This is a genomic window from Lentzea albidocapillata, from assembly GCF_000719115.1.
GTDB lineage: Bacteria > Actinomycetota > Actinomycetes > Mycobacteriales > Pseudonocardiaceae > Lentzea > Lentzea albidocapillata.
In genome coordinates this window covers 88,465-110,155 of record NZ_JOEA01000011.1, presented here as the reverse complement: position 1 = coordinate 110,155, position 21,691 = coordinate 88,465, and the positions used below count along the sequence as shown (strand labels likewise).

The 21,691-nt window shown below is 68.9% G+C and carries 21 protein-coding genes; 8 read left to right on the top strand and 13 right to left on the bottom strand.

The genetic code is table 11. The features are described 5' to 3' along the window. Window positions 1-68: 68 nt before the first annotated feature. Together IG04_RS0118055 and IG04_RS0118050 are read left to right on the top strand one after the other, a co-directional pair. Window positions 69-1,085, top strand: coding sequence for a LacI family DNA-binding transcriptional regulator (locus tag IG04_RS0118055; protein WP_030477833.1), 1,017 nt, complete (start codon window positions 69-71; stop codon window positions 1,083-1,085). Beyond that, the gene (locus IG04_RS0118050) at window positions 1,082-2,575 is read left to right on the top strand and encodes a CoA-acylating methylmalonate-semialdehyde dehydrogenase (protein ID WP_144065404.1); all 1,494 of its coding nucleotides are present in this window, start codon (window positions 1,082-1,084) and stop codon (window positions 2,573-2,575) included. Before IG04_RS0118055 ends, IG04_RS0118050 begins: the two co-directional genes overlap by 4 nt. Before the next feature lie 51 nt (window positions 2,576-2,626). Here the strand turns inward: IG04_RS0118050 and IG04_RS0118045 are convergent, their stop codons facing one another. From IG04_RS0118045 to IG04_RS0118035, 3 genes are read right to left on the bottom strand one after another with little or no spacing between them, the layout of a single operon-like run. Then, complete coding sequence (locus IG04_RS0118045) at window positions 2,627-4,138, bottom strand: tripartite tricarboxylate transporter permease (protein ID WP_030477831.1); 1,512 nt, start codon at window positions 4,136-4,138, stop codon at window positions 2,627-2,629. Next, entirely contained in the window at window positions 4,139-4,657 is a 519-nt protein-coding gene (locus IG04_RS0118040) for a tripartite tricarboxylate transporter TctB family protein (protein WP_030477830.1), read from the bottom strand. Beyond that, window positions 4,654-5,622, bottom strand: a complete 969-nt coding sequence (locus tag IG04_RS0118035; RefSeq protein ID WP_248782531.1) for a Bug family tripartite tricarboxylate transporter substrate binding protein — start codon at window positions 5,620-5,622, stop codon at window positions 4,654-4,656. The genes IG04_RS0118040 and IG04_RS0118035 overlap by 4 nt, the downstream gene beginning before the upstream one ends. A 130-nt stretch (window positions 5,623-5,752) precedes the next feature. On the opposite strand from IG04_RS0118035, the gene IG04_RS0118030 reads away from it, so the two are divergent. Next, window positions 5,753-7,291 carry a sensor histidine kinase gene (locus tag IG04_RS0118030; protein WP_030477828.1) on the top strand — a complete coding sequence of 513 codons (1,539 nt, stop codon included), beginning with the start codon at window positions 5,753-5,755 and terminating at the stop codon, window positions 7,289-7,291. Then, window positions 7,288-7,959 carry a response regulator gene (locus tag IG04_RS0118025; protein WP_030477827.1) on the top strand — a complete coding sequence of 224 codons (672 nt, stop codon included), beginning with the start codon at window positions 7,288-7,290 and terminating at the stop codon, window positions 7,957-7,959. The genes IG04_RS0118030 and IG04_RS0118025 overlap by 4 nt, the downstream gene beginning before the upstream one ends. Here IG04_RS0118025 and arfB read toward each other — a convergent pair. The 8 genes from arfB to IG04_RS0117985 all read right to left on the bottom strand — a co-directional run bounded on the left by arfB (window position 7,942) and on the right by IG04_RS0117985 (window position 13,990). Continuing rightward, on the bottom strand, window positions 7,942-8,370 hold the full coding sequence (arfB, locus tag IG04_RS0118020) for an alternative ribosome rescue aminoacyl-tRNA hydrolase ArfB (protein WP_030477826.1): 429 nt from the start codon (window positions 8,368-8,370) through the stop codon (window positions 7,942-7,944). The two genes, IG04_RS0118025 and arfB, sit on opposite strands and share 18 nt — an antisense overlap. A gap of 9 nt (window positions 8,371-8,379) precedes the next feature. Beyond that, window positions 8,380-9,513: a SigE family RNA polymerase sigma factor gene (locus tag IG04_RS45345; protein ID WP_084401505.1), complete on the bottom strand. Its 1,134-nt coding sequence runs from the start codon at window positions 9,511-9,513 to the stop codon at window positions 8,380-8,382. Between the two features lie 54 nt (window positions 9,514-9,567). Then, window positions 9,568-10,629, bottom strand: a complete 1,062-nt coding sequence (gene purM / locus IG04_RS0118010) for a phosphoribosylformylglycinamidine cyclo-ligase (protein ID WP_030477824.1) — start codon at window positions 10,627-10,629, stop codon at window positions 9,568-9,570. 29 nt (window positions 10,630-10,658) lie between these two features. Next, complete coding sequence (gene purF / locus IG04_RS0118005) at window positions 10,659-12,164, bottom strand: amidophosphoribosyltransferase (protein WP_030477823.1); 1,506 nt, start codon at window positions 12,162-12,164, stop codon at window positions 10,659-10,661. Window positions 12,165-12,262: 98 nt separating this feature from the next. After that, window positions 12,263-12,625: a hypothetical protein gene (locus tag IG04_RS0118000; protein ID WP_030477822.1), complete on the bottom strand. Its 363-nt coding sequence runs from the start codon at window positions 12,623-12,625 to the stop codon at window positions 12,263-12,265. Then, window positions 12,625-12,927, bottom strand: coding sequence for a hypothetical protein (locus tag IG04_RS0117995; protein ID WP_030477821.1), 303 nt, complete (start codon window positions 12,925-12,927; stop codon window positions 12,625-12,627). The genes IG04_RS0118000 and IG04_RS0117995 overlap by 1 nt, the downstream gene beginning before the upstream one ends. Continuing rightward, window positions 12,927-13,244, bottom strand: a complete 318-nt coding sequence (locus tag IG04_RS0117990; protein WP_030477820.1) for a hypothetical protein — start codon at window positions 13,242-13,244, stop codon at window positions 12,927-12,929. Before IG04_RS0117990 ends, IG04_RS0117995 begins: the two co-directional genes overlap by 1 nt. Next, entirely contained in the window at window positions 13,244-13,990 is a 747-nt protein-coding gene (locus IG04_RS0117985; protein WP_030477819.1) for a maleylpyruvate isomerase N-terminal domain-containing protein, read from the bottom strand. The genes IG04_RS0117990 and IG04_RS0117985 overlap by 1 nt, the downstream gene beginning before the upstream one ends. On the opposite strand from IG04_RS0117985, the gene IG04_RS0117980 reads away from it, so the two are divergent. After that, on the top strand, window positions 13,989-14,408 hold the full coding sequence (locus IG04_RS0117980) for a type VII secretion target (protein ID WP_248782529.1): 420 nt from the start codon (window positions 13,989-13,991) through the stop codon (window positions 14,406-14,408). The genes IG04_RS0117985 and IG04_RS0117980 overlap by 2 nt on opposite strands. After that, entirely contained in the window at window positions 14,405-16,375 is a 1,971-nt protein-coding gene (locus IG04_RS0117975; protein WP_030477817.1) for an alpha/beta hydrolase, read from the top strand. The genes IG04_RS0117980 and IG04_RS0117975 overlap by 4 nt, the downstream gene beginning before the upstream one ends. Here the strand turns inward: IG04_RS0117975 and IG04_RS0117970 are convergent. Further along, window positions 16,372-16,719 carry a sterol carrier family protein gene (locus tag IG04_RS0117970; protein WP_173849991.1) on the bottom strand — a complete coding sequence of 116 codons (348 nt, stop codon included), beginning with the start codon at window positions 16,717-16,719 and terminating at the stop codon, window positions 16,372-16,374. The two genes, IG04_RS0117975 and IG04_RS0117970, sit on opposite strands and share 4 nt — an antisense overlap. Window positions 16,720-16,809: 90 nt before the next feature. On the opposite strand from IG04_RS0117970, the gene IG04_RS0117965 reads away from it, so the two are divergent. After that, window positions 16,810-18,306: a type VII secretion protein EccC gene (locus IG04_RS0117965; protein WP_030477815.1), complete on the top strand. Its 1,497-nt coding sequence runs from the start codon at window positions 16,810-16,812 to the stop codon at window positions 18,304-18,306. Then, window positions 18,303-20,003: an FtsK/SpoIIIE domain-containing protein gene (locus IG04_RS0117960; protein ID WP_030477814.1), complete on the top strand. Its 1,701-nt coding sequence runs from the start codon at window positions 18,303-18,305 to the stop codon at window positions 20,001-20,003. The genes IG04_RS0117965 and IG04_RS0117960 overlap by 4 nt, the downstream gene beginning before the upstream one ends. On the opposite strand, the gene IG04_RS0117955 is transcribed toward IG04_RS0117960, so the two are convergent. Further along, complete coding sequence (locus IG04_RS0117955) at window positions 19,998-21,641, bottom strand: glycosyl hydrolase family 28-related protein (RefSeq protein ID WP_030477813.1); 1,644 nt, start codon at window positions 21,639-21,641, stop codon at window positions 19,998-20,000. The genes IG04_RS0117960 and IG04_RS0117955 overlap by 6 nt on opposite strands. Window positions 21,642-21,691: the final 50 nt, after the last annotated feature.

Sequence of the window (21,691 nt, the reverse complement as noted above, 5' to 3'; positions counted from 1 at the left end):
CTATTGGTTGGAGCGCTCTAACCCTGTAACTTCGGCCACAAGGTGTCAAGAGGGGAGGTGGTTGCGAAGTGGTCAGGCCGACGATGGAGGACGTCGCTCTGCGTGCGGGTGTGTCCCGTGCGCTGGTGTCCCTGGTGATGCGCGGTTCACCCAAGGTGAGCGAGATGCGACGCAGCGCAGTGTTGAAAGCCGCGGAGGAGTTGGGGTACTCACCGCACGCCATGGCGCGATCGCTGGCCTCACGCACGTCGACCGTTCTCGGCGTGATGGTGTCCGACCTGCACAACGCGTTCTTCGCGGAGGTCGTGGACGGCATCGACGAGGTGGCGCGCGACCAGGGGTTCGACATCATCATCAACACCGGCGGCCGCTCTCCCGCCCGTGAGCGCCGGGCCCTGGAATCGCTGCTGTCCTTCCGCCCCGCCGGACTGATCCTGTTGTCGCCCGTCGTGCCGGCGACCGCGATCGGCAAAGCCGCCGAACAACTTCCGGTCGTGCTCGTGGCCCGGTCGTCGCGGGTGTCCACTGTGGATACCGTGAACGACGACGGGGAGACGGGGGCACGACTTGCGGTCGACCACCTGGTTTCGTTGGGGCACAAGCGCATTGCGCATTTGGACGGCGGCGAAGGCACTCAGGCCGGGCCTCGGCGGCGTGGGTACGTCGCCGCGATGGAAGCCCACTGTCTCGTGCCGCAGGTCGTGTCGTCCGAGTACACGGACGCGGCCGGTGCGCGGGCGATTCGCCGGCTGCTCACTGACGATGCACTGCCTACGGCGATCCTGTCCTGCAACGACTTCAACGCCGTCGGCGCGATCTCGGCGTTGGAGGACGCGGGACTGCGTGTGCCTCAGGACGTTTCGGTCGTGGGGTACGACAACACTTCGCTGGCGGCTTTGCGCCACGTCTCGTTGACCACGATCGACCAGCCCCGTGCCGAGTTCGGCCGGTTGGCCGCCGACGCGCTTCTGCAGCGCGTTCGGGAAGAGCGCACCGAACCCGTGCGCCATCTCCTCAATCCCTCTCTTGTCGTTCGGAACACGACCGCCCCACCAGCGACCGATAAATACGGAGGCTTGCGTTGAGCACCATCCCGCACTGGATCGACGGCGCCCGCACCACCGGGGTGTCGTCCCGCACGTCCGACGTCTTCAATCCCGCCACCGGTGAGGTCGCGGCGCAGGTCGTGCTGGCCGAGCAGGCCGATGTCGACCTCGCGGTCTCGTCCTCGCTGAAGGCGGCGCAGTCCTGGTCCGAGTCGTCGCTGTCGACGCGGTCGCGGATCCTCTTCGAGTACCGCCACCTGCTGCACACCCACCGCGACGAGCTCGCCGCGATCATCACGTCCGAGCACGGCAAGGTGCTCTCGGACGCGGCCGGCGAGGTGCAGCGCGGCATTGAGGTCGTCGAGTTCGCGTGCGGCATCCCGCAACTGCTGAAGGGCGAGCACTCCGAGCAGGTCTCGCGCGGTGTCGACGCGTACTCGTTGCGGCAGCCCCTCGGCGTCGTCGCGGGCATCACGCCGTTCAACTTCCCCGTGATGGTGCCGATGTGGATGTTCCCCATCGCCATCGCGACCGGCAACACCTTCGTGCTCAAGCCTTCCGAACGCGACCCGTCGGCGTCCATCAGGCTGGCCGAGCTGTTCGGACAGGCCGGGTTGCCCGACGGCGTTCTGAACGTGCTGCAGGGCGACGCCTTCGCGGTCAACGCGCTGCTGGACCACCCGGACGTCTCCGCCGCGTCGTTCGTCGGCTCGACCCCGATCGCGCGGCACGTCTACTCGCGCGGCACGGCGGCCGGCAAGCGCGTGCAGGCCCTGGGCGGCGCCAAGAACCACATGGTCGTGCTGCCCGACGCCGACCTCGACGTGGCCGCCGACGCCGCCGTCTCCGCCGGTTACGGCTCCGCCGGCGAGCGCTGCATGGCCATCTCTGTGGTGGTGGCCGTGGGTGAGACGGGCGACGCGCTCGTCGAGAAGATCGCCTCGCGGACCCGTGACCTGCACCCGTCCGTGCTGCCGGGCACTGATCCTTCAGCCCAGATGGGGCCGCTGGTCACCGGTGTGCACCGGGACCGTGTCAGGTCCTATGTGGACGCCGGCGAGTCCGCCGGTGCGTCGCTGGTCGTGGACGGCCGCGGGTACGCGCCGGAGGGTGCGGAGAACGGCTTCTGGCTGGCCCCGACGCTGTTCGACCACGTCACCCGCGACATGACCATCTACACCGACGAGATCTTCGGACCGGTGCTGACGGTCGTGCGCGCCGACACGTTCGAGGACGCCCTGGAGCTGGTGAACGCCAACCCGTACGGCAACGGCACGGCGATCTACACGGGTGACGGCCTCGCCGCCCGCGAGTACCAGCGGCGCGTGCACGTCGGCATGGTCGGCATCAACGTGCCGATCCCCGTGCCGATGGCCTACTACTCGTTCGGCGGCTGGAAGGACTCGCTGTTCGGTGACACGCACGTGCACGGCGCCGAGGGCGTGAAGTTCTACACGCGGGCCAAGGCCGTCACGGCCCGGTGGCCGCAGCAGCACGGCGTGAATCTGGGCTTCCCGACGCACGGCTGAGCCGGGAAACGCGAAAGCCCCCGCCGGGAGAGCGGGGGCTTTCGCGTGCGATCAGGCGTCGACCTTCTCGCGTTCCGGTTCCGCCGCGGCGGGCGGCTTCGGCAGGAAACGCTTGAGCAGCGGGAAGAACAGGATCAGGACGATGACCACGTAGACGATGATCGCCATCGGGCTGTTGACCAGACCGGTCAGCGAGCCGTCCGAGAGCTGCAACGAGCGGCGCATCTGCTGTTCCGCGGCCGGACCGAGGATCACGCCGATGATCGCGGGCAGCACCGGCAGGCCGTAGCGGCGCATCCCGAAGCCCAGCAGGCCGATCACGAACATCAGCAGCAGGTCGAAGATGTCCGCGTTGACCGCGTAGGCACCGACCGAGGCGAAGAACAGGATGCCCGCGTAGAGGTACGGCCGCGGGATGCGCAGCAGCTTCGCCCACAGCGGCGCCAGCGGCAGGTTCAGCACCAGCAGCAGCGTCAGGCCGATGAACAGCGACGCGATCAGCGCCCACACCAGGCCGGACTCGCGCTGGAACAGCAACGGGCCGGGCTGGATGCCGTACTGCTGGAACGCCGCGAGCATGACGGCCGCGACCGCCGTGGTCGGCAGGCCCAGCGTCAGCATCGTGACCAGGGTGCCTGCCGCGGAGGCGGAGGCCGTGGACTCCGGGCCCGCCACGCCCTCGATGGCGCCCTTGCCGAACTCGTCCTTGTGCTTGGAGAGCCGCTTCTCCGTCACGTACGACAGGAACGTCGGGATCTCCGCACCACCGGCCGGGATCGCGCCGAACGGGAACCCGATCAGCGGGCCGCGCAGCCACGGCTTCCAGGTGCGCTTGAGATCCGCCTTCGACAGCCACGGACGGCCGACCGGGATCGGCTCGAACGGCTTGCGGCGCAGGTGGGCGGCGACCCACAGGGCCTCGCCGACCGCGAACAGCGCCACCGCGACCACGACGATGTCGATGCCGTCGGCGAGGTGCAGCGAGCCGAACGTGAGGCGCTGCTGGCCGGTCATCTCGTCGAGGCCGACCAGGCCGAGCGTCAGGCCGATGAGCAACGAGGCGAACCCGCGGATGCGGGACGCGCCGAGCACCGAGGTGACGGCGATGAACGCCAGCACCATCACGGCGAACAGGTCGGGCGCGCCGATGTCGACGGCGTGCTTGGCGACGAACGGTGCCAGCAGGACGATCAGGATCGTGCCGATGATGCCGCCGGTGAAGTGGCCGATGGCAGCGGCGGCAAGCGCTTGCGCACCACGTCCCCTGCGGGCCATGGGATTGCCTTCGAAGGCGGCCACGACCGCGGCGCTCTCACCCGGTGTGTTCAGCAGGATCGACGTGGTCGAACCGCCGAACATGCCGCCGTAGTAGATGCCCGCGAACATGATGAACGCGCCGGTCGGCTCCATGCCGTAGGTCACGGGCAGCAGCAGGGCCACCGCCATGGCCGGGCCGATGCCCGGCAGGACACCGATCGCGGTGCCCAGGAGCACGCCGATCGCGGCGAGCAGCAGGTGTGTCGGCGTCAGCGCGGTCGCGAAGCCGTCGAGCAGTTGTTCCACCTAGAACACCTCCATCAACGGGCCACCGGGCAGGGGGACGCCGAGCAGGTTGTTGAACACCACGAAGGTGAAGATCGACAGACCGGCCGCGAGCAACGGGTCGCGCACCAGGTTGCGGCTGCCCAGGGCGTAGGCCGCGCCCCAGAACAGGATCGCGCCGGAGATCGGGAACCCGACCACGCCGATCAGCACGGCGTTCGCGAGGAAAGCCCCGCACAGCAGCAGAACCGTGCGCCAGTCGGCAGGTGCGGACAGGTCGACGTCCTCGCCGGCCTCCGCCTCGCCCTTGCCGCCGCGCAGCACGTCGCGGGCCAGCAGCGCGGCGACGAGCAGCAGCAGCGAGCCGACCAGGATCGGCACGGCCTTGGGACCGACCGGGCCGCGCTGGGCGAAGTCGGTGGGGATGCGCAGCGCGTCGGTGAGCACCAGCACGCCGAGCACGACCAGCAGGGCGCAGATGCCCAGCTCGGAGTGGTCGCGGAGCCAGCTCCTGCGCTCCGGTTTCGTCACGGTCGTCATGCCAGCCCCAAGTCCTTGAGCACCGTTGCCACCCGCTTGTTCTCGTTTTCCAGGAAGGTCCTGAACTCGTCTCCCGGCGCGAAGGCGTCCGTCCAGCCGTTGCGCTGCAGCGCTTCCTTCCACTGCGGCGTCTTCTGGAGGTTCTGGAACACCTCGACCAGCTTCGCCCTGTCGGTCGGCGAGATGCCGGGAGGTGCGACGATGCCGCGCCAGTTGGTGAACTCGACGTCCACACCGGACTGCTGCAACGTCGGCGCGTCGATGCCCTCGATGCGGTCCTTGCTCGTCACCGCGAGCACCCGCAGCGTGCCGGCCTGGATCTGGTCGCGGTACTCGCCGACGCCGGAGACGCCGAACGCGACCTTGCCGCCGAGCACCGACGCGAGCAGCTCGCCACCGCCGTCGAACGGGATGTAGTTGACGGTCTTGGGAGGCAGGCCCACGGCCTTGGCGATCAGCATCGGCGCCAGGTGGTCGGGACCGCCGGGAGCAGAGCCGCCGCCGACGGTCACGGTGCCGGGGTTGGCCTTCCAGGCGTCGATGAGTTGTTGCATCGACGTGTACGGCGAGTCCTTCGCGACCACGACGATGTCCGGCTCCTCGATCAGCTTCGCGATCGGGGTGGTGTCGAGCAGCGAGTTCGGTGACTTGTTCGTGTACACCGCGCCCACGACGCCCAGGCCCATCGACATGATCAGCTTGCCGTTGCCGCGCTCACCGACCGTGCGGCCGAGTCCGACCGTGCCGCCGGCGCCGGGGAGGTTGAACACCTCGGCGTTGCGCAGCAGGTCAGCGTCCTCCATGGCCTTCGCCGCCGTGCGCGCCGTGATGTCGTAACCGCCGCCCGGCGCGTTCGGCACCAGCACCCGCAGTGCCCGCACCTGACTGCCATCGCCGCTGTCCGCACCCGGCGTCAGCAGCGGTGGCACGAGCAGGACGGCGAGCAACGCCGTCGCCACCGCCACCCACACCTTCACCGACACTGTGATCCCCGCCTCTCGTCCGCGTGGTTGGACATGTTGCTCTGGTGTAAACCTTGATGTCGCTCTTGCGCTTCTAAGGTTTCTTTCGGTCTTTCTGGTCATGGGAGGTCTCATGCGTCGCCGCCGTTCCCTGGCCAGTCAGCTCCTCGCATGGCAACTCGTAGTCGTCACGTTGCTACTGGGCGCGGTGGGCGCGCTGACAGTCGTCCAGACGGGCAGCAACTTTCGCTCCAACGAGGAACGCCGGATGCTGTCCGTCGCCGAGACGGTCGCCGCGAACTCACTGGTCCAGGAGCAGATGGGCAACTGGCGCCTGCTGTCCGCGCCCGCCGAGACCGCGCGCAGCCTGTCCGGCGCCTCCTACGTGCTGATCCTCAACGAGAAGCGGCTCGTGATCGCGTCGCCGGACCCGGCCCAGATCGGGACCACTTTGGACACCCGCACCACCGCACTGGAGGGCAGGTCCTGGACCGGAACGGCCAGCGACTCCATCGAGGCGCACGTACCGGTGTTCGACCCGACGAGCCGCCAGGTCAACGGCATGGTGATCGCCGGCGCGGAGGATCCCGGCATCTTCGCCGGTGCGCTGGAACAGCCCGTCGACGTGCTGCGCTACCTCGCGATCGCGCTGATCATCGGCGTCACCGGGTCGTTGCTGCTGGCCCGCCGGGTGAAGAACCAGACGCTCGGGCTGGAGCCGCACGAGATCACCGCGCTGGTCGAGAACCGCGAGGCGTTGCTGCACGGCATCCGCGAGGGCGTCGTCGGCCTCGACGGGCAGCACCGGATCACGCTGGTCAACGACCACGCGAGCGACCTGCTGGTGTTGCCGGAGGACGCGGTCGGGCGTTCGGTCGAGGAGCTGCAGCTCAACGACCGGCTGCGCGACGTGCTGACCGGCCGGGCGACCGGCGTCGACCAGCTGGTGCTGCGCCAGGGTGTCGTGCTGACGTTGAACCGCATGCCGATCGAGGGCGGCAACGGAGCCGTCGTGACGTTGCGAGATCGCACGGAACTCCTTGCGCTGCAACACGAACTCGACGCTTCACAGCACGCGACGGACACGCTGCGGGCGCAGGCACACGAGTTCGCGAACCGCCTGCACACCATCGCCGGGCTGATCGCCTTGAAGGAGTACGACGAGGTCACCAACTACATTCACCAGATCAGCTCGGCGCAGGACCAGTGGCGGGCCGAGGTCGGCTCGTCGATCGGCGACCCTGCCGTGGCCGCGCTGCTGATCGCGAAGGCGTCGCTCGCGGCCGAACGCGGCACGGCGCTGCGGATGGGCCCGGACAGCGTGCTGGGCAGGGTCGACGAGGCGCTGTCAGCGGATCTGGTGATGGTGCTGGGAAATCTCGTCGACAACGCGTTGGACGCGCTGAGTTCGCTGGATACGAACGGCGCGGGAAAGTGGATCGAGGTAGGTGTGACGCAGTTGGACGAAGAGGTCCAGGTCGTGGTGCGCGACTCCGGTCCCGGCGTGGCGCCGGAACTCGCGGACGAGGTGTTCCGGCACGGGTTCACGACGAAGGCGGCATCGCACGGCGAACGCGGCATCGGGCTCGCGCTGATCAGGCGGGCGTGCCTGCGGCGCGGCGGTTCGGTGAGCGTGTCCGGTTCGGTCTTCACGGCAAGGCTGCCCTGGTGATCCGGGTGCTGGTCGTCGACGACGACTTCATGGTGGCCAAGGTGCACAGCGGCTACGTCGCGCGCACCGGCGGGTTCGAGGTCGTCGGGGTCGCGCACACCGGCGGGGACGCGCTGAGGTTGGTGCGGGAGTTGAAGCCCGACCTCGTGCTGCTCGACATCTATCTGCCGGACGTGAACGGTCTGGAGGTGCTGAAGTCGTTGCGCGCCAATGAAGATGTAGACGTCATCGTGATCACGGCGGCGACCGACGTCGAGACCGTACGCAGTGCGATGCGCGGTGGGGTGCTGCATTACCTGATCAAGCCGTTCGACTACTCGGCCCTGCGCGACCAGCTCGCGCACTTCGCGTCGTTGCGGGACAAGCTGCACCGGCTGGACTCGGCCGGGCAGGCGGACGTGGACCAGGTGTTCGGGGCACGGCCCACCTCGAAACCGTTGCTGCCCAAGGGGTTGACACCGGAGACCGCGCGGCTCGTGGAGAACGCGCTGCGCTCGCACCCGGAAGGGCTGTCGGCGTCGGAGTGCGCTTTGTCCACCGGAGTCGCGAGGGTCAGCGCGCGCCGGTACCTGGAGCACTTCGTGTCGATGGGACGAGCCGAGGTCCGGTTGCGGTACGGCGGAACCGGCCGTCCCGAACGGATCTACGCGCTAGTCCCAGGAGCCTGACCGGCCGCGGCCGCGCTTCGTGTCCGCGCGACGCTTCTTCGAGGCGATGCGGCGTTCCTGCGATCCCCTGGTGGGCTTGGTCGCCCTGCGCACCGGAGGCGGTGGCGCGGCGGCCGCACGCAGGATCGCCGCGAGACGTTCGCGGGCGGCGGCCCGGTTCTGCAGCTGCGCGCGGTGCTCGGACGCGGCGATCGTGAGCACGCCGTCGACCAGCCTGCCCTCCAGCCGGTCGAGCATCCGGCGCTTGAGGTGATCGGGGATCGACGGCGAGGAAGCCAGGTCGAACGAGAGCTCCACGCGGCTGTCCGCCGTGTTCACTCCCTGCCCGCCCGGCCCACCTGACCTGGAAAAACGTTCGCGCAGCTCGGACGCCGGCAGCACCAGCGTCCTCGTCACGGTCACGTCGTTCATGCCTCCAGGTTAGAAGGTCAGGCCCGGCAATGTCGCGATCTTTATCAGGGCGTCCCGCCCGAGGACCGGCGCCGGCCGATTGACCGGTGCGCTGGTGTCGGGCCGGTAGGGGTCGCCGCGGAAGACACCGAACGGGTCGCTCTGGATGAGAACGGCCGTGCCGTCGGGCCGGGTCGCCGACGCCACCCAGGCCGTGGCACCGTCGCTCTCGCTGCGGTCGAAGTAGGTCAGCACCCTGATGCCGTTCACGTACTCGACCCGGCAGTCGTTGCCGTGCACCTGGTCGCAGGAGTGCTCCTGGCCGGCCGCACGGGAGAGGGTGATCGTGAGCCCGCCCGAGCCGAGCGCGTCGGTCAGCCTCGCCACGGCGTACCGGGTGCCGTCCTTCGAGTAGAAGGTCAGCGCTTTGGCCTCGCCAACGTCCTCGGCGGTCACGCCCTCCGGGAGGACGTTCGCGTTGCGCAAGATCTGGGTGAGCCGGATGTTCTGGTCCAGAACGGGGGCCGCCTCGCTCACCTGATTGCCGGTGGCCTTCTGCGGCGACGCCAGGTAGGCGGTCGTGCCGAACCCCGCCAGCACCACGATCGCCATGGCCCCCGCGATCGCCGTGCGCCTGCGCACCAGCTGGGTCCTGCCCTTGCGGATCACCTCCGAGGCGTAGATCCGCGACACCGGCTCGTTCTCCAGCAGGTCGCGCAACGCGGCGAGGCCCTTGGCGGCCTGACTCTTCACCGTGCCCTCCGTCCTGCCGAGGATGCGGGCGGTCTCGGTGATGCTCAGGTCCTCCCAGTACCGCAGCACGACGACGGCGCGCTGCCCCGGTGGCAACGCGCCGAGCGCCCTGCGCAGGTCGAGGTCGGAGGCCGCGTCCGTGACGGCGCTCTCCGGCACGGCGTCGACGATGCGTTCGCGCTGGAAGAACCCGCGCCGGGTCTCGTCGATGGCGGTGCGCACGAGCACCTTGCGGGCGTAGGCGTCGACGCTGTCCTTGCGCACGCGCGACCAGGCCACGTACATCTTGATCAGCGCGGTCTGGACGATGTCCTCCGCGCGGTGCCAGTCGCCGCACAGCAGATAGGCCGTGCGGCGCATGACCAGGGCACGGGCGTCGACGAACTCCCCGAACTCGCGGTCGCGGTCCAAGTGCCCCCTCCTCGGTCGCCGCTTAGTACGCGGCGACCGGCTCAGGAGGTTGCCTCAGAACCGCGGGTGGTCGCCGACGAGGACGGCGCCGCCCTGCTCGGCCTTGGTGATCTCGCCGAGCACCCACGCCGGCACGTGGCGGGCGGTGAGCACGGCCAGCGCGCGGTCGACGTCCTCGGGTGCGACGACGGCGACCATGCCGACGCCCATGTTGAACGCCTTCTCCATCTCCTCGCGCTCCACGCGGCCGCGCTGGGCGATGAGCTGGAACACCGGCGCGGGCGTCCAGGTGCCTCGGTCGAGCGTCGCGTGCAGGCCTTCCGGCAGCACCCGGGCCAGGTTCGCGGCCAGGCCACCACCGGTGACGTGCGAGAAGCCGCGGACCTCGGTCTCGGCGATCAGCGCCAGGCAGTCCTTGGCGTAGATCTTGGTCGGCTCCAGCATCTCCTCGCCGAGGGTGCGGCCGAACTCCTCGACATGACCCTCCAGCGGCATCCGCGCGATCTCCAGCAGCACGTGCCGGGCGAGCGAGTAGCCGTTGGAGTGCAGGCCGGACGAGCCCATCGCGATCACGACGTCGCCGTCGCGGACGCGGTCGGGGCCGAGCAGCTTGGAGTGCTCGACCACGCCGACGCCGGTGCCGGAGATGTCGTAGTCGTCGTCGCCCATCAGGCCGGGGTGCTCCGCGGTCTCGCCGCCGAGCAGCGCGCAACCGGCCTGGACACAGCCTTCGGCGATGCCCTTGACCAGCGACGCGATCCTGTCCGGGACGACCTTGCCGACCGCGATGTAGTCCTGCACGAACAACGGTTCGGCGCCGCACACGACCAGGTCGTCCACGATCATGGCGACCAGGTCGATGCCGATGGTGTCGTGCTTGTCGAGCGCCTGCGCGATCGCGATCTTGGTGCCGACGCCGTCCGTGGAGGACGCGAGGATCGGCTCCTTCCAGCGGTCGAGCTTCAGCTGGAACAGGCCTGCGAAGCCACCGATGCCACCGAGCACCTCGGGCCGGTGCGCCTTGGCCGCCCACGGCTTCAGCTTCTCCACCGCCTCGTCACCTGCGGCGATACTGACTCCGGCGGCGGCGTAGGTGGCCTTGGCGCTGTCGGTCACGTCAACTTCTTCCACTTGGATCTGGGAGCTCAGGGACGACGCAAGGCGTCTTCGGCACCATAGCCGCTCGCCAGAACGGGAGCGGCTGAGCCCGACACGCCCTTGAGCCCCTCGAGCAGGTGCTTGCCGATGAGCGCGTCCTGCGGCAGTTCGATCGGGTACTCGCCGTCGAAGCACGCCGAGCACAGCCGCGACTTGGGCTGTTCCGTGGCCGCGACGAGCTGATCCAGCGACACGTAGCCGAGCGAGTCGGCGCCGACCGAGCGGCGGATGCCGTCGTTGTCCAGGCCGTTCGCGACGAGCTCCGCCCGCGAGGCGAAGTCGATGCCGTAGAAGCACGGCCACTTCACGGGCGGCGACGCGATCCGCACGTGCACTTCGAGTGCACCGGCCTCACGCAGCATGCGCACGAGCGCGCGCTGGGTGTTGCCGCGCACGATCGAGTCGTCCACGACGACCAGGCGCTTGCCGCGGATGACGTCGCGCAGCGGGTTCAGCTTCAGCCGGATGCCGAGTTGGCGGATGGTCTGCGACGGCTGGATGAACGTCCGGCCGACGTAGGCGTTCTTGACCAGGCCCGACCCGTACGGGATGCCGCTGGCCTGCGCGTAGCCGATGGCGGCGGGCGTGCCGGACTCCGGCACCGGGATCACCAGGTCGGCCTCGACCGGGTGCTCCTTGGCGAGGCGGCGGCCGATCTCGACGCGCGTCGCGTGGACGCCGCGCCCGGAGATCGTCGTGTCCGGCCGCGCCAGGTAGACGTACTCGAAGATGCAGCCCTTGGGCTCGGGGGTCGCGAAGCGGGTGGACCGCAGCCCGTCGCCGTCGATCGCGATCAGCTCACCGGGCTCGACCTCGCGCACGAAGCTCGCGCCGACGATGTCGAGCGCCGCGGTCTCGCTCGCCACGACCCAGCCGCGTTCCAACCGGCCCAGGACCAGCGGGCGGACACCGTGCGGGTCACGCGCGGCGTAGAGGGTGGACTCGTCGGAGAACGTGAGGCAGTACGCACCCTTGACCGTCGGCAGCAGCTCCAGCGCGGCCTGCTCGATCCCCTTGTCGGCCGCCGCGTGGGCGAGCAGGCCGCAGAGGATGTCCGAGTCGGTGGTGGCGCCGTTGCGCTCGACGATGCCGAGGCTCTTGGCCTTCTCCAGCAGCTCGGCGGTGTTCACCAGGTTGCCGTTGTGACCGAGGCTCAGCCCCGAACCGGCGGCGGTGGTGCGGAACGTGGGCTGCGCGTTCTCCCAGGTCGTGGACCCGGTGGTGGAGTAACGGCAGTGCCCGACGGCCACGTGGCCCTTGAGGCTCTGCAGGACCTGCTCGTCGAACACCTGGCTGACGAGCCCGAGGTCCTTGAAGACGACGACCTGCGCCCCGTCTCCGACCGAGATGCCCGCGGCCTCCTGGCCGCGGTGCTGCAGGGCGTAGAGCCCGTAGTAGGTCATCTTGGAGACGTCTTCACCCGGAGCCCAGACGCCGAAGACGCCGCACTCCTCACGGGGGTCCTGTTCGGACTGGGAATGGTCGTCGACCACCGAATTGGCTCCCTCACGAATGGGGCTGGCTGCAACCCGAGTGTATGTGGAGCAGGGGGCCAACTACCCCCTCCAGACCCCTGGTGAGGTGATGAAACTCATGCCATCCGGCACTTCGAGAGCTGCAGCGGGATGCCGTTGAGGTACTCGAAGCCCTCGGACTGTTCCTGGCCCACGCAGATGATCTCGTCGCCCACCGCCACCTCGTCGCGCACCTTCGACTCGTCCGCGAAGTCGTCCGGCTCCGCGAAGGCACCCTTGAAGGAACTCTTGCCGGGTGCTCCGCCGGGCAGGTCGCCCACCAGGTCGAGGTAGATGCGGGTGGCGCAGATGACGTCGCTGTAGCCGTCGTAGCAGGTGTTGATGCTGGTGACCTTGAAGCGGATCTCGCCTTCCCAGCGGCCGAGGCCGCAGCCGGCCAGCACCAGGCAGGCCGCGAGCACCGCGATGATCTTGCGCATCAGGCCTTCCGGCAGTTTGAGGCCGTCATGCGGGTCGCGATGCCCTTCTCCTGGACCCGTTGCTGCACGATGTGGCAGATCACCTCGTCGCCGACCGAGACGGGCTCGACGAAGTCATCGACGTTGACACGTCCCGAGTACCAGTCGCTGACCATGTCAACGGGCTGCTCCTGCGCCAGGACGAGTTCATAGCTCAAGGAGTCGGCCTCGGTGACCTTGAACCTGACGTCGCCCTCGAACCTACCGTCGCCACAAGCCGTCAACGCGAGACAACCGGAAAACACCGCGATGACCTTGCGCATCAAGCTTTCCTGCACTTCCTGATGTGCGTCACGACGTTCGAGTTCCCGAACGCGTTGCCTTTCTCCTGTTCAACGGAGCAAAGCACCTCGTCGCCGACTTGAGCGCCTTCGGCCTGGGTCGTGAGCAGTGGCGTGCTCTTCAGCTCCTCGGGTTTCAGTGAACCCTTGGGCACCTCTCCCACCAGTTCGAGATCGAAGAACTCGGACGAGCTGGTGTTGTGCGATGAGACGATCTTGTATCGAAGTTCCTGTTGCCAGGACGCCGCACATCCGGCGAGCAACAGGCAACCGAGCACCACCGCAGCGAGCTTGCGCATCAGTGCCCCCGTCCGACCTGGAGGACGTCCAGCACGCCCTGGTCGCCGGTCATCTCCTTGAAGTTCATGCGGTTCCAGAGCCAGAAGTAGACGACCTCGGCCTCACCAGTCACCTGCGCGTCGCCCTCTTCACCTGGGGCCGCGGCCCGGAGTTCGGGCACCTCACCCGCTGTCAGGGAGATCAGCCACGATTCCGGCACGTCTGTGGGACGCACCAATGCGGTGCCGGTCACGGTGCTCGGCACGTCGCCGTCGAGATTGGCCGCGACGATCGTGCTCAGCACCTCGTCGATGCCGTCGGCGCAGAGGTCTGCGTCCGTGGCCACGACCTGGCGGACGACTGTCTGCGCGTCGAACCGGCGCAACACCGTCTCGTGCGCGATCCGGCGGTGCCACACCCAGGCCAGGTCGGGCGCGGCCGGCGAGAACGTCCACACGGGGCGGTTTCCCGGCACGGCCGTCAGGATCTCCGCGGCTGCAGACAGCTGCAGGTCGAGGTACTGCAGCGGCGACAGCCCGGCCGGCGGGGGCGACGGCCGCATCGCGGTGCGGCTGCCGGTTCGCAGGTACTCGGTGGAGGTCTCCAGGAAGCGCGCGAGGTGGATCACCAGGTCCTGGACGGTCCAGCCGGGGCGCGTCGGCACCTCGGCGGCCGGGTCCGCGTCTGCCACTGCCTTGCGGAACATCTCGGCCTGCTCGATGAACACAGCGGTCCATCGCTGGGCCGTCCACCCTGTCTGCACCATGAACGACATCATGGCCGAAACCGTCCACCGGCGAGTGGGGAACCGGCCATCATGTACGTGCGTCGCATTGATCGGTGACCAACAGGGGGTGGCGATGTTCGGCGTTGAGCCAGAGGTGCTGCGCAACGCGTCCAAGGAGTTCGGCAACGGCTCCGACGCGGTACGCGAGGCAGCGGAGATGATCTCGATGCTCCAGCTCGACGCGGGCGCGTTCGGGGAGGTCGACGCCGCCGCGGAGTTCGCGGACGCGCTGTCGAAGTTCGTCGGCACGCACTCTCAGGACCTCCAGCGCGGCTCGGCCTGGATCACCGACGCGGCAGAGGGCCTCGTGTCGAACGCTGATGCCTATCAGCGCACTGAAGACGATCACACGTCGGCCTTGCAGAAGATTCTCCAGGGTTTTGGGGGCGGCAAGTGAGCTACACGGATCCCGAGAGCCTGTACGGCAGGCTCGCGTCAGGCGATGCCGGCCGGATCGCTGCGGCCGCCGACCCGATCACCGGTGCGGTCAGCGCGGTCGGTCGTGCAGGGGAGTCCGTCGCGAACGGCGGCAAGACCGCCATCAGCAGCTGGACCGGCGACGCCGCCACGAAGTTCACCGCCCGCGCCCAGCTGTCCGCCACCGCCGCCAAGGCTGCTGCCGAACGACTCGGCGCGGGCGTTGACATCGTGCAGGCCGCTTCGCGCGCCTACGGCCAGATGCGCAGCGCCGCAGACCAGGCGATCGGCGTGTGGCGTGGCCGTCCGCCGAGCATGGACGCGGAACAGACCCGCCAGCTCGCCAACCAGGTCAACGAGCACCTGGACAAGGTGAAGTCGGGCTACAACAACGTTCTGCGCTCCTACGCGAGCGCGCTGACCAAGATCCCACCGGGCTTCGAGGAGTCCGCGCGCACAGACTGCGGCTGGGACCGCGCCGCCCAACGCGGAGGTGCGGGTGGTGCGCTGCCGCCGGTGCCGCCACCCGGCAGCGACCCGAAGGCCGTCGCGGACTGGTGGAAGTCGCTGAGCAAGGACCAGCAGGAAGCGCTCAAGAACACCAAGTACCAGGAACTCGGCCAACTCCGCGGGCTTCCCGCCGACGTGCTGGACTACGCGAACCGCAAGCGGATCCCGGAGGACGCGGCGCGGTTCAACGCGGAGAAGGACCAGCTCAAGCAGCAGCTCGCCGACCGTGCCCGCGAGCTCGGCGTCGACCCGAACTCGTCCGAGGGCCAGCGCGCGCTGCGCAACGACGCCCAGGGCTCGCAGCTGATGTCGCAGTACGACGAGGCAGCGCGCCGTGCGAAGAACGCGGACGATGCGGTCGGCGCGTTGGACAAAGCCGAAAGGATGAGCGCGGAGACCGGCAAGCAGGCGTACATCCTCGCGTGGAGCCCGGACGGCGCCGGTGCCAAGGAGGGCGCGATCGCTGTCGCGTTCGGCAACCCGGACACCGCGAAGAACGTCGCGGTGTGCGTGCCGGGGACCACGTCCACGCTCAGCAGCTTCGGCTTGGACCAGGCCTCGAACCTCAGCGCGAAGATGGGTCCGGACGGTGCCGCGATCCAGTGGCTCGGCTACGACGCGCCGGAGTTCCTGCCCGGTCAGGTGAACGACCCCGCGCAGGCGATCGAGGGTGGTCAGATCCTCGCGAAGGACGTCGAGGGCTACCGCACCGCCAACCCGAACGCCCACGTCACGGTGATCGGCCACAGCTACGGCAGCACGGTTGTCGGCTATTCCGCGATGGACAACGGACTGAAAGCGGACGACATCGTGTTCGTTGGCTCGCCAGGCGTTGGCGCGTCCAACGCGGACCAGCTGTCGGCCGGTGGCGGGCACGTCTACGTCGGTGGGACCGAACACGATCCGGTCATCCAGGCCACGAGTGGCGACTGGTTCACCAAGGACGGGTCGTCGACCGGTCCTTATGACTCCTCCTTCGGCGCGAAGACGTTCGGCACGTCTGGCGAGTCGTGGATCGGGCACGCCCACTCGTCCTACTACGACAAGGACTCCGAATCGCTCAACAATCTCGCCAAGATCGCCAACGGCGACGGCGGGAGCGTCACCGAGCAGCGCTGGCAGGACGCGCCCACGCCACGTGAGGTGCCCGGTTCGGACCTTCCCGGTGTCGGGCCGGTCATCGACTGGGGGGTCAACACCGGCAAGGAGGTCGTCGACATGGGCGAGGACGTCTGGCGCGGTGGTGGTCAGGTCGTGGACGACATCTCGAACGGCCGTTGGGGTGACGCGGCCGGGCACGCGGTGGACACCGTCGGCGAGGTCGCGAGCGATGCCGGCGACGTCGTGGTCGACACGGTGGGCAACGCGGTGGAGCTCGGGCGCGACGTCGTCGACGGTGTCGGTGGCGCGGTGAAGACGATCGGGTCGTGGTTCTAGAACTTCACGACCGGCAGCAGGGATGAGAGGTCGGCCCGGGTCCCCGACGCGGTGACTCGGGCGCCGTCCAGCGCGTCGGTCCAGGCGAGCGTGCCGGTGGCCAGTTCCAGCCACGTGCGCGGGTCGGTCTCGACGACGTTCGGGGGCGTGCCGCGGGTGTGGCGCGGCCCTTCGACGCACTGCACGGCCGCGAACGGGGGAACGCGCACCTCGACGCTGCGGCCGGGCGCGATCTGTTCGAGGGTGCGCAGGCTCAGCCGGACGGCGGCGGCGAGCGCGGGACGTTCTGGCTGGTCAGCCTCACCTCGCAGCCACGGGAGCACGGCCTGCACGGCGGCTCGCATCTCGGCTGGGTCGACGGCTTTGGCTGGCACGTCGCCCACATTAGCGAAGGGGCAGCGGCGCTCCCCGGGCTGTTGGTATACCTGGGGGCTGTGATCAGGAACTTCGCCGTCGTCGGTCCCGGGCAGGCGACCAGGGAGCGGCTGACGGCGGCGCTGGCGGCGGCACCGAACATCTCGACCTACCGGATCGGGCGGGGCGCGGACCCGTTGCCCGTCTCGGCCACCTTCGACCCCTCCGACCAGCCGGGCTGCCGGAGCCTGCTGGACTGGTTCGAGCGCGGCGCGCCGTCCGGTGCGGTGCTGCTGGTGGACGACTGGTCGCTGTGCGCCGGGTACGACCCGGAACTGGTCGGCAGCGTCGAGTGGATCGCCGCCTTCGGACCTGCCCGGGGAGTGCAGGTCGTCCTGACGGCGCGGAACTGGGCGGACGTGCCGGACCGGCTGCGGCGGCACCTGCACGGTGAGGCCACGGACTTCCTCGGCCTGCACGAGATCGAGGCCGACCTGAGCAACAAGCACCAGCGCCACGACCTCAAGGCCGCCGTCGGCGGGGACGCCCGCGGATGGCCGGTGTACCTGGACATCGGCGTCGACGGGCCGAACGGCACCTACCTCGGCCCTGCGGCTGTTCGCGAGCAGAGGCTCCTCGCCGCGTTGCTGGGCCTCATGGTCACGCACTCGTCGAAGGACCTGAACCTCGGCTTGTTCGACATGAAGAACATCGGCGTCTTCGACGGTCTGGACACGGCGCCCCATGTGTCGTTCGCGCTCAGCGGCGAAAGCGACGACGAGTTGTTCGAGCGGTTCCAGACGGGGCTCGCCGGCGAGTTCGACCGGCGGCTGCAGCTCATGGGCCACGAACCGTTGCCGGCACTGCTGATCTGCATCGACAGCGCCGAGGTGCTGATCGAGCGGTACCCCGGCTTCCAGGACGTCCTGGAGTCGCTCACCCGAGCAGGCCGCGGTGTGGGCGTCCATCTGCTCTACTCCGGTGACGCGTTCCCGGCCTCGTTGCCGTTCCAGATCCCCGAATGGCCCTCCGCGGTGCCGCCGCACGACCTGGAGGAGTGGGCGGAACTGCTGCCGCCCATGCTGATCGGCTCCGCGCCGCCCGCCCATGCCCTCACGCTGCCGCCACTGCACAGGAGCCACGCGGACCTCACGCTGGGAATGCTCCCGCCCGGCGCCATCGGCCTGGTGGACAAGCCGTTCGAACAACGGCGTGACGTGCTGGTTCCGACGTTCACCGAGGAACTCCGCCACGGCGCCATCGTCGGGAAACCGGGCACCGGCAAGAGCACGACGCTGCGCACCCTCGCCGGTGTGCTCGGTGATCCGGGCCGCTACCAACTCCTCGACGGCCCCGGCGAGCCGCTCGATCCGCAACGCCACATCGTGGTGACCGCGCGTGCCTGGGACCAGGTGCCGCCGTTCATCAGGAACAGCCTGGCGTTCGCCGTCGAGTTCCGCCTGGACGACCCGGCGACCTCGCTCGTCGACCCCGTCGAGGCCGCCCGCGTGCCGGACCGGCCCGGCTTCGGCCTCTCCCTGCCCCACCGCCTCCACGCACAGATCGCGCTCCCGTGAACCACCTCGCCCTCATCGGGCCGCCCGACCTCGTCACGCGCCGAATCGCCGCCATACAAGGGATCTACCGCATCGGACGCGGCGAGGCAGCCGGGGTCGCGCGGAGTTTCGAGCCCGGTGACGAACGGCGGCGGCAGAACCTGCTGGCGTGGTTCGAGCGAGGCGCCGAGCCCGGTGCGACGCTGCTGGTCGACGACTGGAAGTACTGCAGTGACAGCGATCCGGGGCTCGCCGACTCCGTCCGGTGGATCGCGGCGGCGGCGTGGAACGTGCGGGTGATCATCACCGCGCGGGCCGTGGACGAGTTGCCGGAGCGGCTGCCGTTGCGGGTCGAGGTGCTGGACTTCCTCTCGCTGCACGGGTTGGGTCGGTTCACCAAGGCGCTCGCGTGGAAGGGGCGGTGGTGGAAGGTCCCGGTCGGTGTCAGCGAGAGCGGCAGGCCGGTGGTCGCGGAACTCACGCACTTCGCCGACGGGAAGTGGCGGACGGGATCCCACCTGAGTATCACCGCACCGGAGGCGTTCCGGAGTCTGGTGCTGGGCTTGCTGACCACGCACTCACCCAAGCTGTTCCAGGCGGTCTTCATCGACGCGCACGACACGGACGTGTTCGCCGGGCTCGATCAGGCTCCGCACGTGCTGGCGCATCACCGTGACGCGGCAAGGGATCCCGCGCGGATCGCGGAGGAACTCCTGGCCGAGTCGGAACGCCGGCTCGAGGTCGTCGGCAACACCTGGACGGTCTTCGACCACCGCGGCTTCGACCAGGTGCTGCCGCAACTCCTCGTCTGCGTCAACGGTTTCGCCGAACTCGAAGCGACCGAGCTCGGTGCGGCGCTGCTGACCATCGCGCAGGACGTCGGGAAGTCGGGCGTGCAGCTGTTGCTCGACAGCCCGCACGAGGTGGCGGACCTGCGGATCGACGACTGCGAGGCACCCGCGAACCTCGACGAGGTGGCGAAGTCGTTGCCACGCTTGATGCTCCGGGAAGAGCCGGTGCCGGACTTCTTCAGCCTGCACGAGATGCCGAACAAGCACGTGTGGAAGCCACGGCCGGTCAAGCTGCAGTACCGGGTCGCGGTCGGCGTGGACGAGTACGGGCAGCCGGTCGAGATCGACCTGAAGTCCAAGCACCTGCAGGACGGGATGGGACCGCACGGCGACGTGGTCGCGCCGGAGGGACGACGAGCGGAAGGCATCCGTGCTCTGGTCCTCGGCCAGATGCTGCGGCACTCACCGGACGAACTCCAGGTCGTCCTCATCGACTTCCACGGCAACGGTGTGTTCGCTGGTCTGGACGGCGCACCGCACGTACGGCACGGCATCGTGGACCTGCTCGAAGACCACGAACTGCGCACCAGAACGCTGGCGGAAAGCCGTCACCGCACCATCTGGGACTACCGCGCGGCAGGACTTGCGCTACCCGAGCTCCTGATCTGCATCGACGGTGTGCACGGGCTCCTGGAGGAACGGCCGGAGTTCAGCGAGCTCCTGCAGACCTTGGCGACGGCGGGGCGCACCTATGGTCAGCACCTGTTGCTTTCCGACACGACGCCGAGCGAGCACTCGTCGTACCGGCTGGAACTCACCGAACAGGGCTGGACGCGGCGGATCGGGAGGTCGGTGGAGAGTCTCGTGCTCCCCACCGACCTCAACGACGTGGCGTGGTCGTTGCCGATCCAGATGGCTAGCTCATGAACGACGCAACTTCCGTTGCGCGTCATACAGGTTGCGCGGGGTCACGTCGGTCGTGCCGTAGAGCTCCAGGCGGGAGTTCAGCCCGCCGGTGAAGTCCGGCTTGTCGATCTGGCCGAAGTCGCGGACCTCGGAGATCGCCACGGTGGCGCTGCAGGGCGCCACCTGGTCGATGCGGACGTTGCCGGCGCGCTGGTTGGTGACGGTGACGTTCCAGTGCGCGAAACGGGCGCCGTACAACGGGCCCGCGTTCGCGCTGCCGCCGTGCGCGCCGACGTTGTTGATGGTGATCTCGGTACGGACGTTGGCGAACGGCAGGCCGCGGTGGGTGTCGAAGACGTCGTGGTCCATGCGGCCGCGGGTCCAGACGTTGCCGCAGGACAGGCCTTCGACGTTCAGGCCGTGGTTGCCCGCGCCCGCCTGCGAAGGTTCGGACGGCGCCTCGATCACGAAGCCGTCGGTCAGATTGTCGTGGGACTGCTCGCGCACCGCGTACGCGTGATGGTGCCCGCGGCCGGACACGCGCGTGTTCAGCAGCGAGATTCCCTTGGAGGACACCAGGAGGAAGCCGTTGTCGACGTCCTGGACGTGCACGTCGTCGGCCCAGCAGTCCCACGCGCACTGGAACGCGAGACCGTTGTAACCCTTGTCCTGCAGGTGCTTCGGCGTCGGCACCTTGAACATCTCGATCTTGATGCCCTCGACGCCCGCGCCGGTGACGACCGGCGCCATCGTGGTCAGGCGGGCCTTCCACTCCGGGCGGATCTCCAACGGCAACGGCTGCGCGAGCTTCACCCTGTTGCCGCGCACCCACTCCACCCGCACCGGCCACAGGAACGGGAAGTACGACAGGAGCTTGCTCTTGTCGTCCCACCGGTAGGTGGCCGTGCCGGGAACGTCACCGCACATGTGCTTGGGCAGCGAGTACTCGGAGTCGTCCAGCCTCAGCAACACGCGTTGGCCGGCCCGCAGCTTTCGTCCATTCTCGACGGTCACCACGAACGAGCCGCGCGCCGCGGCACCGGTGACGGTGGTGAGCGTCTCACCGGCTTCCAGCTCGTTGCCGGTCCAGCCCTCGAACGGCCAGTTGCGAGCCTTGATCGCGTCCACCAGGGGCTGGTAGCGGTCGCGGTGGCAGACCCACACCAGGCCGCCGGACCAGCTCCACGCCGAGTTCTCCGAGCCGTAGCGGCTGCGGTTGATGCCGACGATCTCCTCCAGCGACCGAGCCGCGTAGAAGGTCGTCTTCTCGCTGCCCGCCCCGCGCAGCACCACGTTGTCGTAGCCGATGCGGATGATGTCGTCGATCCAGTAGCGGCCCGGCGGCACGTACACGGTGCCGCCACCCAGCCTGCCGACGAACTCGATGGCCTTGTTGATGGCGGCGGAAGCGTCGGCCGAGCCATCACGCCTGGCGCCGAAGAAGAGAACGTTCGCGAGCACGGGACGGCGGGCGGGCTTCTCGCCCGTGCGGTAGCCGGCGTAGGCGATGTTGGGGATCTGCGGGTGGTTGTACGGGTTGGCAACGAACTCTTGCCACAACGAGGCGGAGGACTGCGCGGTGGCAGTCCCCGTCATCGTCGACGTCCCGACCAGTGCAGCCCCTGTAGCCAGCAGGAACAGCCTTCTGTCGATGCTCATTTCGCCGTCTCCAAGGGGTCTTGGCCACGGCGGCGGTGGTCAGATCAAAC